Below are 12,209 nucleotides of genomic sequence, written 5' to 3'. Positions count from 1 at the left end.
GTTCAGAGAAAGGGACTGCAGATTACTCTGCGCTCTCCTCTTTCTTTTCTTTCTTCTCGGGAACGACCTCTTCGCCGGTTTCCTGATCGACCACTTTCATCGACAGGCGCACCTTGCCGCGATCGTCAAAGCCCAGCAGTTTGACCTTCACTTCCTGACCTTCCTTCAGAACATCCGAGGGGTGGTTCAGGCGGCGGTTTTCGATCTGGGACACGTGCACCAGACCGTCGCGCTTGCCAAAGAAGTTCACGAAGGCACCGAAGTCGACGATCTTGACCACTTTACCAGTGTAGATCTGACCCTCTTCCGGCTCCGCAACGATCGAGTGGATCATCTCGTAAGCCTTCTTGATCGATTCCCCATCGGGCGAGGCGATCTTGATGACGCCGTCGTCGTTGATGTCGACCTTGGCACCCGAAACCTCGACGATCTCGCGGATAACCTTACCGCCCGAGCCGATCACTTCACGGATCTTGTCGGTCGGGATGTTCATGGTCTCGATGCGCGGGGCGTGGACCGAGAATTCGTTGGTCTCGGACAGGGCTTTGCCCATCTCACCCAGAATGTGCATCCGGCCGTCCTTGGCTTGCGCCAAGGCTTTCTCCATGATTTCGGGCGTGATGCCCGCAACCTTGATGTCCATCTGCAGCGACGTGATGCCGTTTTCGGTACCAGCCACTTTGAAGTCCATGTCGCCCAGGTGATCTTCGTCACCCAGAATGTCCGACAGGATGGCGTATTCGCCGTCATCTTCCAGGATCAGACCCATGGCCACACCGGCAACCGGTGCTTTCAGCGGAACACCCGCATCCATCATCGACAGCGAACCGCCGCAGACCGACGCCATCGAGCTGGAACCATTGGATTCGGTGATCTCCGACACGATGCGGATCGTGTAGGGGAAGTCGGTCGCCGCAGGCAGAACCGCCTGTAGGGCGCGCCATGCCAGCTTGCCATGGCCGATCTCACGACGGCCCGGGCCACCAACACGGCCAACTTCACCAACCGAATACGGAGGGAAGTTGTAGTGCAGCAGGAAGTTCGATTTGAAGTTGCCATGCAGCGCGTCGATGAACTGCTCATCGTCACCGGTGCCCAGCGTGGTCACGGCCAGCGCCTGTGTTTCACCACGGGTGAACAGGGCGGAACCGTGGGTCCGGGGCAGCATCGAGGTTTCGGCCACGATCGAACGGATATCGGTAGTCGAGCGACCGTCGATCCGCTTGCCGCCTTTGACGACATCACCGCGCAGAATGCCAGCTTCCAGCTTTTTCATCGCGGAACCGAGGTTGCCGTCTTCCAGTTGCTCTTCGGTCAGCGCTTCCTTGATCGCTTCACGTGCTGCGGCAACAGCGGCGGTGCGCTCTTGCTTGTCGGTGATCGCGAAGGCTGCGCGCATCTGCTCTTCACCGGCGGCCTTAACGGCAGCGTAGAGCTCCGAATAGTCGGGTGCTTGGAAGTCAAACGGCTCTTTCGCGGCTTCTTCGGCCAGCGAAATGATCAGGTCGATGACCGGCTGAATTTGCTCATGCGCAAAGTTCACCGCGCCCAGCATTTCCGCCTCGGACAGCTCATAAGCTTCCGATTCCACCATCATCACGGCGTCTTTGGTCCCGGCCACAACCAGATCCAGACGCTGTTCGGGGTTCAGGCGCAAGTCCTGCATGTCGTCAACGGTCGGGTTCAAAACATATTCACCGTCCTCGAACCCAACACGCGCACCAGCGATCGGGCCCATGAACGGCGCGCCGGAAATGGTCAGGGCAGCGGATGCAGCGATCATCGCGACGATGTCGGGGTCGTTGACCAGATCGTGGCTCAGCACGGTGCACATCACCAGAACTTCGTTCTTGAAGCCGTCAACGAACAGCGGGCGGATCGGACGGTCGATCAGACGCGCGGTCAGCGTCTCTTTTTCGGTCGGGCGCGCCTCGCGCTTGAAGAAGCCACCCGGAACCTTGCCGGCGGCATAGTATTTCTCTTGATAGTGGACGGTCAGCGGGAAAAAGTCCTGACCCGGTTTTTGCGCCCGTGCAAAGGTCACGTTTGCCATGACGCTGGTTTCGCCCAGCGTGGCAATCACGCTGCCGTCCGCCTGACGGGCAACCTTGCCGGTTTCCAGTGTGAGCGTCTCTTCGCCCCACTGCATAGATTTCTTTGTTACATCAAACATATGCGTATCCTAGAAGGGAGCACTCCCGCCCCTGCGGGTCTCCCGTTTTGCATGGCGGCCCCATTGCCGCCGACCCCATTTTAGCTTTCGTCTGAGTGCCGGGGTCAGGGCACAACGTCTCAGATAGCGCGCGCATACAGGAGATTGGCGGGGAAGGAAAGGGAAACTGAGTGGGTCGGCGGTGCCTGCCTTGTCGTGATTGTGACCCCTTATCCGTAGACGCAGGCGTTAAATCCCCTAGAATTACGCTGTGCGGAAGAGACGATCCGCGATCGGAGAAAACGGATGACAATATGGGTGCGCATCATCGCGGCGGTTTTTACGATCCTGACGGGTCATGCCGTATGGGCATCCCCAACCCTGCCGCTGGACTGGCCGGATCTGCCGGACCCTTCGGTCCAGGTTTTCGAGGATCCGTTCCGCGACCTTACACCGGAACAGTTCGATGATGTGGTTTTGCGGTGCGCCTGCGCGGGCGCCTGCAACAGGATGTTGGCAGCGCGGAAGAACGTCAGAAATGGCAGGAGCTTTTGGTCGAGACCGAGGATGCGCTGGACGCGGAGGGAATCGACATCGACTGGTTGCTGTCTCAGCGCGAGGCTGTCATCCAACGCCGCGAAATGGCCCATTCGGCGGGCAATCCGGTCTATGACGGCCAAACCGTGTCCATCGCGGGCTACGCCATTCCCGCGCCGCCGGACGCTGACGGGCAGTCCGTGGCCTATCTTGTGCCCGAACCCGGCATGTGCAGCCACTTACCGCCACCGTCCCCAAACCAGATGGTCCGCGTGGTGCTGTCTGAAAACTGGACGCCGGATTACGTCCATGAGCCCGTCCGTCTGACCGGCAGGCTGACCATCGATCCAACGGATCACGAGATGGTTGTTGTCGACGGGATGATGCCGATGCGGGCAACGTTCCGGCTGGACGCCGATCACATCGAGACGCTGGAAGAGGACGAGGATCAGCGCAGGAGCGTTCAGAGCCTCGTCGACCGTATTCGCGCGGCGGCGCATCAAAAAACCGGTGGGACTCAGGTTCAAAACTGATCTGGCTTGGGTGCTGTGATCCGAATGCTGGTCCCGGAACGATCTTCACCCCAATCCGCGGGCCCGGATCGGGATGAAGGCCGATGGGATAGTCTGTCCCGAACCGACCACGCCCTCCGCCAAATGCCCGCGCTCGATCGCCCAGTCGCTTGTGGTTCAAGAAACGCCGACGAAACCCTCCATTTCGGTGGGACAAATTCAGCAAACCGAATGCATTTTGTGAAATTTTGATGACGGTGTAGGGTGTTACCACGAACCCGCGGTCGAGATGACGGAAATGCGCCAAGGGGGTTACAAAACTCATAACCGTCTGCCGGCCGAATACCTTGGCGTTTGCACCTAGCGAACAGGGGGCAGTCGAATGGCTCAAACGAAGAAAATGCTGGATCCGGATCCCCGGATTTACGATTTCGAAACAGAGTATGAACTGGGGCAAGACAACGTCAGACCGTTTGGTCTGGATATTCACAACCCGGTTTTTCTGATCTCAAGTATCCTCATCTTTGCGTTCGTTCTGATCGCACTTGCAAACCAGGAAGCGGCAGCGACGTTCTTTGGATGGCTTCGGCCCTGGCTGACCAGCACCTTTGACTGGTTCCTCGTGCTGTCGGTCGATGCAATCACCTTGTTCTGTCTGGTTCTGATTATCCTGCCGGTCGGCAGCGTCCGGATCGGCGGAAAAGATGCCAAACCAGACTATTCCTATGCCGGTTGGATCGCGATGATGTTTGCGGCCGGTATCGGTATCGGTCTGTTGTTCTTCGGCGTTATGGAGCCGGTCTATTACAACTTTGCCGAGGGCGGCAACGCTGCACCACTGGGCATTGATATCGCGGTGCCGGGCAATGAATACGCCGGTGTCGTCGGCACCATCCACCACTGGGGCCTTGAAGGCTGGGCTGTCTATGCGGCGGTGGGTCTCGCCCTTGCGATCTTCAGCTATAACCTTGGTCTGCCGCTGACCCTGCGGTCGGCATTCTACCCGATCCTGGGTGAACGCGTCTGGGGCTGGTGGGGCCACATCATCGACACGCTGGCGGTCTTTGCCACCCTGTTCGGTTTGACGACGTCTCTGGGCCTCGGGGCGCAGCAGGTGGCTGCTGGCCTTTATGAGGTTTTTGGGATTGAACCCAGCCCGACCGTGGTCGTGTTGCTGATCATCGGTATCACGCTGATTGCGCTGGGCTCGGTCCTGATGGGCATGGATGCGGGTGTCAAACGGCTGAGCGAGATCAACATGATCATGGCCGTTGGCCTGTTCATCTTTGTGATCGCGGTCACCGGTATCGGCACGGCCATTGCGCGCTACTTCAGCGTGATGACCGACTATGTCACGATGTTGCCAGCCCTTTCGAATCCATTCGGACGAGAAGACACCAGCTATTTCCACGGCTGGACGACCTTCTACTGGGCCTGGTGGATCGCGTGGTCGCCTTTTGTCGGCATGTTCATCGCCCGCATCTCCAAGGGTCGGACGGTGCGCGAGTTCGTAATCTGCGCTCTGCTGGCGCCCACGGCGGTCTGTGCCCTGTGGATGTCGACATTCGGTGGCGCAGCCATCGACATGCTGAACGCAGGCGGCGCTGACGGTGTCCGTGCAACAGTGATCGACAGCTATGCCCCCGAAGGCGCGCTGTTTGGGTTCCTGAAGGAACTGCCGCTCTATAGCATCGTCGCACCAATCGCACTGGTTCTGATCGTGGTGTTCTTTGTGACCTCGTCGGACTCCGGTTCGCTGGTGATCGACACGATCACCGCAGGCGGCAAAATGGATGCGCCGGTGGTCCAGCGCGTGTTCTGGTGCACGCTGGAGGGGCTGGTCGCGATCGCATTGCTGCTCGGAGGTGGCCTCAGCGCCCTCCAAGGCGCGGCGGTGTCAACCGGTATCCCCTTCACGCTGGTGGTTCTGATCATGTGCTACTGTCTGTGGCTGGCATTAAAATCGGAACGGTCCAAGATGTGACGGTCATCCGGACTTGAAATACAAACGCTCGCTGAAAGGCGGGCGTTTTCCTTCTTTTCCTTACCAGGAATTCTGAGCCGCCCTCTTATTTTTCTTACTGCGGTGTCGCAAGACCGCTGTGAGCCCAAAACGCCGAATGCTGCACACGATAGGAACGTCTTTTCAGCCCAGAAACCCACATCTAGTTTTCGAATGCGATCAAGTGTTTCGCAAAGCGCCGGAAGTTTACAGACCAGTTTAAGGCCAAGGGGGCATTGGAAGCACCGCTGACAGTAACTTACGCCAGGGACGATCTGCGCAATGGGATTCTTGAAGTGCTCGGAGACCAAGTAGCAGTGGACTCCAAGAATTCGGATTTGCAGGAAAAATCTCAGATGCGCGTTAATCAAACATCGCGGCGCCTGACCTAAAGGGGCACGTGGCTTAAACAGGCGGGGCGGAAACCGGATCTTTGCTGCTTGTGCCGCTTTCACGAGTACAAATTGAGGCAGCGGACATTCAATCGGATCACTCGCAATCCGTAACACGGCGGTCCGAGCCCCCTGGAAGAGTTCTGTTACCGGCGCAAACTTCTTTTTTGCTTCCTCAAACCTGTGCCAGTTTCGAATCGGACAAAACACGCGTGAGGGCAACGCGTGCGGATTCCAGGTGAGCAAGGGACGCGGCGCGGGCCTCCAGCCGATTGCGTTCGCAGAGCGCAGATGCAAGGCGGCGCATCTCGTGGAGTGAGTCGTGACGTCTTTGTGGATCGCTCATCAACTGTGATCGCAGGTAGGAAATCCGGTCAATAACATTTTCCAGCGCCCGGCGGATTTCGCTGTTGCGGCAGCCATTGAAAATGATCGCAAAAAACCGTTCCTTGGCTTTGCGAATTCTGACGACACTTGCGGAGAGCATTGCCGCCTCAACCTCCTTGAAGGCGTGTTTAAGGTCCGCAATTTCCTGCTCGCTCGCGCGCTCTGTAAAGAGTTCGGCCGCAAGAGTTTCGACCGCTGCCCGCAACTCGAAGACTTCGTCAATGCTGTGAGAGGACATATCTGCGACGGTATAGCCTCGGTAGGATTGTCTGACAATCAAGCCGACGGCTTCAATATGCGACAGAGCTTCACGCAGGACCGACCGGCTTGCGCCGGTAGCATCGCACAGCTCTCGTTCAATCAGCTTCTCCCCTGCGTGATAGCGCCCATCGAGGATCGCTTCGCGAATCCAGGCTTGTGCAGCTTCTCGCATAGAAGAGCTTGATGCGGACGCTTCACTGAAACCTTGGTTTTGCAGGTCTGTGAACACACCAAGTGCCTCTTCTTTGTTGCTGGATCTTGGCAAAAGGTATCTCCTCCCTCGATGGCTGCTTGGGCGGCAGTCGTCAGCATTATCAAGCTACATAGTGCCGACTCGACTTTGAGCCAAAGCCTAGCCCCGTCTGCTGCTTTGGGCAATATATTGTCTGACATTTTGATCAAGCTGGGCCGCCCGGATCAAGGGGTTTCCCGCTATTGCAGTGTGGGGTCAAGTGGAGGTGAGGGGTCAGATGTAGTTTAATCATTTGAAAATATGAGAAAATGTTTTGAACCGCTTACCATCTCCAAGAGTGGGATGCCTCGTGAAGCTTTATCTTTGTATACAATTATTGAACTTTTTAGTCGATATTTGGCAATAATGCCGATATAACCCACCTATGCATCAGTATTTTGTCATACAAAATGTCAAAGTCAGTGTGTTGACCGGAGTATAGTGGCGCCGACTTCTGGCGAAAAAGCCACTCAATGCCCGGCACAAAGGGAGGAGCAACATGTTTGGATGTAAAGCAATACTGGCTCGTGGGCTCAGGGCTTCGGTTGCCGCACTGATTGTCGGAACCGGCAGCGCAGCTGCCGAAACGATCACGATCAATGACAATCCCTATCCGTCATTTCAGGCGATCAAACACCTTTTGGCTATCCTGTTTGAGGAACGGATGGGGTATGAGGTCGAAACCAAACCCGGAGAGAACTCTGCGGTCTGGGCTGGAATGGACGCCGGCGAGGGCGACTTTGATATCCATGCCGATACCTGGCTTCCAAATCAGCGTGCGTTCTTTGACAAATATGTCGATGGAAATGGGACGGTCGACTACAGTCGGAAACCGTATCACGGTTCCGGTGGGTTTTGTGTTCCTCGGTACTTCTATGAAGAACAGAATGTAAAATCGATCTATGATCTCGCGCGTCCGGAAATTGCCGCGCAGTTGGACAGGGACGGCGACGGCAAAGGCGAAATATGGATCGGTCGCAATGGTTGGGTGTCGACAAACGAGAACATGGTCAAGATCCGCGACTATGGGTTGTCAGACAGTCTAGAAGCGATCAGGGCTGAGGTTGGCGTGAACCAAGCCGCGATGGCTGATGCCGTCAAAAAGCACGAAGGATACGCCACTTTCTGTGCCAAACCGGATTCGGTTTGGGAAGCCTATGATCTGGTTAAACTGGACGAGCCGGAAAACGATGGCTCGGGTTGCTGGAAGCTGGTCGCTCAGTCTGAGGATGATTGGTTCGAGCGTTCCAAGATTACCTGTGCCAGTGCGCCTCTGACGATGCAGATGGCCTGGTCCAAGAGCCTTGAGACGCGTGCGCCGCTGGCGGTCGAGCTGATGTCCAACATCGAGCTTGATATCGAGACGGTGAACAGATGGTCCTACCAGATTGGCCATGAAGGCAAGGATCCGGAAAGCCTGGTGAGGGCGTGGATAGAGGCCAATTCCGCGCGCGTCGACAGTTGGTTCGGCCTCTGAAGTCGCAGCTGTCCGGTGCTCTCTTGAAAGGTGGGCACCGGGAACCATTCCAGCCCCACAACTCGGAACGTCTTTGGTATGTCGCCAAATCCCGCTATCGAACTCAAACATGTCTGGAAGATATTCGGCGAGGCCGAACCCGCTGTTCTGGAACAAATCCGAAGTGGTGGGATCGGCAAATCTGACGCTCTGGACCGGCACAATTGCGTAATCGGCGTGGCGGATGTCTCCTTGTCGATTGAAGAAGGCGAGTTGTTTTGTGTCATGGGGCTTTCCGGCAGTGGCAAATCCACGCTGGTCCGTCACATCAACCGATTACTTGATCCGACGTTTGGCGACATCGTGGTCGCTGGCCGTGAGATCACCAATCTCGGCTCGCAGGAACTGCGGCGCTTCCGGAACGAGCATATCGCGATGGTCTTTCAGAACTTCGCGTTGATGCCCCATAAAAGCGTCATCGACAACGTGGCTTTACCACTGGCAATTCGCGGGCTTCCCCAGAAACATCAGATGTCCAAAGCATATGATGCACTGGATATGGTTGAGCTGGGTGCTTGGGCCAACAAGTTCGCAGAAGAGCTGTCGGGAGGGATGCAGCAGCGTGTTGGTCTTGCAAGGGCAATAGCCGCTGATGCAGAGGTTCTGCTGATGGACGAGCCGTTCAGCGCCCTTGATCCGCTGATCCGTCGTCAGTTGCAGTCAGAGTTCGTAAACCTGGCATCCGTGATGAAAAAGACAACGGTCTTCATCACGCACGATCTCGAAGAAGCTGTTCGCATCGGGGACCGTATCGCGATCATGCGGGATGGGGCCATCGTTCAGACTGGGACGCCGGAGCAAATCATCTCAGGGCCGGCTGACGACTATGTACGCGACTTCGTATCGGGGATCTCGCGGCTCGGAGTGCTGCCGGCATCTGCTGTCATGTCTGACTTTGGCCAGTGGAGCACTCAACACGGAGCCCCGAATGAGAACGCGCGCCGACTGCGCGCCGATATGCGACTGGATGAGATGATCCGCATCGCAGCCCATGAGAGCGGCCCGATCGTGATCGTGGACGACCAAGAAACCGCAGTCGGAGTGGTGACGAAGTCCGACCTTCTGAAAGCCGCCATTCAGGAGGAAGCGCATTGACCAACGGACGTTATGACCGGGCCCGTGACACTGCGCTGGTGAGTTATCTGGGTCAAGAAGGCCGAGATCGTTATGCCGCAGTATTTGACAGGATTAGCGAAAGTCGTGGATTTGTCTGGTCGGTCAACCATGCGGCGTTGCTGTTGGGCCCGATCTGGTACGGCATGCGAGGTCTTTGGCCGTGGATGCTCGTTTTCACGCTCATCGAGAATTTGGCGCTGATTTTGATTGGACGAGGAATTTGGGCGGACCTTGCATCTTCGGTGACCGAGCGCATCGACTCTGTCGAGATTCAGCTGTCTTTGCGACAGGCTCAGCTGCAGGCCGCAATAGAAACAGGGGCGGCGAATGTCGACGCTTTGCGCCGCAACATTGAAGGCCTTACGGAGATCATCAAGCAAGCCAATAGCGAAGTTCAACAGATTGAAAACGGCCGCTTCGGTCTGGTGCTTGCCGGCTTCTTCCTGTTCGCCGCCTCTCGATTTCTGATGTCCGTTGTGGCCAACCCGATCCTCGCGCGGCGCTTTTCTGTCTGGCTCAGCACACGCGAAGAGCGAAAGCTCACGGATCGCTGGCGGCTGACTGTCGCCGTGGCGTTTGTTTTGGGCGTATTTGCAATCAGCTTCGGACACTACGTTCTTGCGATTGAAGCTCCGCTTGTGAGCGGGTTTCCCGATTTTCCTGAAATCAGGCGGGGGGCTGTCTATGTGATCGAGACGGTGTTCGACGCCATCACCATTTATGGTGACGGTTTCTTCGACTCGATTAGCTTCGGTATCCGTGTTGTCCTGGATTTTCTCGAAACGGTGTTTGTCCAAACCCCATGGATTATCGTGGCCGCGTTCCTGGTCGGTATCACGTTACTTTCCGCCAATTTGTCCGCTGCCCTGATTGCAGCCCTGTTCTTGGGCTATATCGGTCTTGTTGGGCTTTGGACGCTCGCGATGCAAACTTTGGCACTGCTGGGAACAGCGGCTTGCATCAGCATTTGCCTGGGTATTCCTCTTGGGATTTTTTCGGCGCGCCGACCGCGGGTCTATCGCATTATACGCCCAATTCTGGACATGCAGCAGACTGTTCCAACGTTTGTTTACATGATCCCGGTCATCGCATTTTTCGGCACGGGAAAGGCGGCGGCGGTCATAACGTGTTTGATCTTCGGGACGCCACCGGTCGTGCGCCTGACAGTTCTGGGTATTCAGAGCGTTCCAGCCTCCATTCGCGAGGCAGCGGTGGCTTTCGGTGCGTCTGAGTGGTTTTTGATGACACGGATTGAGCTTCCTCTGGCCGCACCCAGTGTTCGTGCCGGGATCAATCAGACCATTCTGCTCAGCCTGTTGACGGTGGTCGTCGCCTCGTTGATCGGTGCCAAGGGCCTTGGCGAAGATGTTCTCGAAGCGCTTCAATATGCTTCGATCGGCCAGGGGCTTCTCGCCGGTCTCGCAATCCTTTTCCTCGCAAAAATCCTTGACCGTATTTTCATGGGGACTCGCGATGGCGTCTGATCGGTTCGATTTCATCATCGTCGGCGCTGGGTCAGCGGGAAGTGCACTCGCTTCTAGGCTCAGTGGGTCCGGGCGTCACAGAATCCTCCTCCTGGAAGCTGGCGGTGAGGCAAACCACCCCTGGATGTCTGTCCCTTTGGGCGTGGGGCGCATGCTCGCCGATCCCTCGATCCTTTGGGCATTTCACACCGAGCCGGAGCCGGAAATGAAAGGGGCCAGGCTGTTTTGGCCCCGGGGCAAGGTGCTTGGCGGATCCAGCAGTATCAACGGCATGCTTTTCGTACGTGGCGATCCGGCCCATTATGATGAATGGCGCGAGTCCGGCTGTCCGGGCTGGGGATACGATGACCTTCTGCCGATCTTCAAGCGGATCGAGGATCGTCCCGACGGTGATCCGGAATGGCGCGGGCGCGGTGGCCCAATCAAGGTGACCGACATAGCTCACAGCGACGCCATAACCGAAGCGTTTTTGGACGGGTGTAAATCACTGGGGATTCCGCAGACGTCCGATTACAACGGGGCGCAATACGAGGGGGTTTCTTATCTTCAGCTGACTGTGGACAGGGGCAAACGCTGCGGGGCCGAGAGCGCCTACCTCAGGCCTGTCCGTGGCAAATCCGGCTTGTACGTGCGGACCCGCGCGCTTGTTGACCGCATTCTTTTTGAGGGCGGTCGCGCCGTTGGTGTCGAAGTCCGCAATGATGATGGAACCTCTGGCAGGTACTTTGCAGAGAAGGAGATTGTTCTCTGTGGCGGTGCGCTCTGCTCTCCGCTTGTGCTGGAGCGCTCTGGTATCGGAGATGAGCGCATTCTTCGCCAGCATGGCATTTCGCCGGTCGCACATCTTCCTGGAGTGGGAGCAAACCTTCAGGACCATTTGAATGTTCGCATCACCTATGAAACCACAAGATCAATCACGCTCAATGATGCGTTGAACAACCGCCTGCGCGGGGCGTGGATGGCATTGAAATACGCAATCACCAGACGCGGGCTCATGGCGACATCGACGGTGACAGTGCATGCATTGATGAAAAGCGAGCCGTCGCTGTCGTCTCCTGACCTCAAACTCCAGGTCGCGCATGTCACCGGAAAAGATCGGTTCTCAATGGCAAAAGGCCTCGGTGTGGATCCCTGGCCCGGGTTCAGTCTCAATTCATTTCAACTCAGACCAGCCTCACGCGGATCGATCCACATCCGGTCCAAAAATCCATCAGATGACCCGGTGATCGTTGCGAACTATCTCGGAGATGCGGGCGATCGGGACACCGTTGTCAAAAGCCTGAAAATTCTCAGACAATTGGCGCGTACCCCCTCAGTTAGCCAGCTTATCAAGCGGGAGGTATTGCCGGGTCCGGATGCCCAATCAGATGATGAACTTCTCGATTATGCGCGGTCAACCGGACAGACAAGCTGGCACACTGTGGGCACATGCAAGATGGGCGTTGACGGTATGGCCGTGGTGGATCCGGACCTCAAGGTTACGGGTCTCCGCGGTCTCAGGGTCGCCGATGCCTCGGTCATTCCTTTCATCGTGTCTGCGAATACGAATGCCGCTGCATATGCCGTAGGCGAAAAATGCGCAGATCTCATGTCTGCGGAGTGGAATGATGGATGAGTC

The 12,209-nt window shown here is 56.8% G+C and carries 8 protein-coding genes; 6 read left to right on the top strand and 2 right to left on the bottom strand.

Annotated elements, in window-relative coordinates:
* Nucleotides 1-22: 22 nt before the first annotated feature.
* Nucleotides 23-2,173, bottom strand: a complete 2,151-nt coding sequence (gene pnp, locus ACR3E0_RS00270; RefSeq protein ID WP_480475020.1) for a polyribonucleotide nucleotidyltransferase — start codon at nt 2,171-2,173, stop codon at nt 23-25.
* Nucleotides 2,174-2,634: 461 nt separating this feature from the next.
* Between pnp and ACR3E0_RS00265 the strand changes: the two genes are divergently transcribed.
* Nucleotides 2,635-3,222 (top strand): DUF3299 domain-containing protein, encoded by a 588-nt coding sequence (locus ACR3E0_RS00265; RefSeq protein ID WP_480475018.1) that lies wholly within the window; start codon nt 2,635-2,637, stop codon nt 3,220-3,222.
* A gap of 361 nt (nt 3,223-3,583) precedes the next feature.
* On the top strand, nt 3,584-5,185 hold the full coding sequence (locus tag ACR3E0_RS00260; RefSeq protein WP_480475016.1) for a BCCT family transporter: 1,602 nt from the start codon (nt 3,584-3,586) through the stop codon (nt 5,183-5,185).
* A 585-nt stretch (nt 5,186-5,770) separates the two neighbouring features.
* Here ACR3E0_RS00260 and ACR3E0_RS00255 read toward each other — a convergent pair.
* Nucleotides 5,771-6,472, bottom strand: coding sequence for a GntR family transcriptional regulator (locus ACR3E0_RS00255; protein ID WP_480475014.1), 702 nt, complete (start codon nt 6,470-6,472; stop codon nt 5,771-5,773).
* Between the two features lie 502 nt (nt 6,473-6,974).
* Between ACR3E0_RS00255 and ACR3E0_RS00250 the strand changes: the two genes are divergently transcribed.
* From ACR3E0_RS00250 to ACR3E0_RS00235, 4 genes are all read left to right on the top strand, one after another.
* On the top strand, nt 6,975-7,952 hold the full coding sequence (locus ACR3E0_RS00250) for an ABC transporter substrate-binding protein (protein WP_480475012.1): 978 nt from the start codon (nt 6,975-6,977) through the stop codon (nt 7,950-7,952).
* Between the two features lie 78 nt (nt 7,953-8,030).
* The gene (locus ACR3E0_RS00245; RefSeq protein WP_480475010.1) at nt 8,031-9,086 is read left to right on the top strand and encodes a quaternary amine ABC transporter ATP-binding protein; all 1,056 of its coding nucleotides are present in this window, start codon (nt 8,031-8,033) and stop codon (nt 9,084-9,086) included.
* Nucleotides 9,083-10,591 carry an ABC transporter permease gene (locus ACR3E0_RS00240; RefSeq protein WP_480475008.1) on the top strand — a complete coding sequence of 503 codons (1,509 nt, stop codon included), beginning with the start codon at nt 9,083-9,085 and terminating at the stop codon, nt 10,589-10,591. Before ACR3E0_RS00245 ends, ACR3E0_RS00240 begins: the two co-directional genes overlap by 4 nt.
* Complete coding sequence (locus ACR3E0_RS00235; protein WP_480475006.1) at nt 10,473-12,206, top strand: GMC family oxidoreductase; 1,734 nt, start codon at nt 10,473-10,475, stop codon at nt 12,204-12,206. The genes ACR3E0_RS00240 and ACR3E0_RS00235 overlap by 119 nt, the downstream gene beginning before the upstream one ends.
* Nucleotides 12,207-12,209 lie beyond the last annotated feature (3 nt).

This window comes from Ruegeria sp. AJ12, from assembly GCF_056536245.1.
The sequence above is the reverse complement of the archived record's forward strand: the minus strand, read 5'-3'. Positions and strand labels throughout refer to the sequence as shown.

What these genes read in the sequence shown, in the direction of transcription:
- pnp (WP_480475020.1), bottom strand. Translation starts at nt 2,173, where the DNA reads ATGTTTGATGTAACAAAGAAATCTATGCAGTGGGGCGAAGAGACGCTC.
- ACR3E0_RS00260 (WP_480475016.1), top strand. Translation starts at nt 3,584, where the DNA reads ATGGCTCAAACGAAGAAAATGCTGGATCCGGATCCCCGGATTTACGAT.
- ACR3E0_RS00250 (WP_480475012.1), top strand. Translation starts at nt 6,975, where the DNA reads ATGTTTGGATGTAAAGCAATACTGGCTCGTGGGCTCAGGGCTTCGGTT.
- ACR3E0_RS00245 (WP_480475010.1), top strand. Translation starts at nt 8,031, where the DNA reads ATGTCGCCAAATCCCGCTATCGAACTCAAACATGTCTGGAAGATATTC.
- ACR3E0_RS00235 (WP_480475006.1), top strand. Translation starts at nt 10,473, where the DNA reads ATGTTCTCGAAGCGCTTCAATATGCTTCGATCGGCCAGGGGCTTCTCG.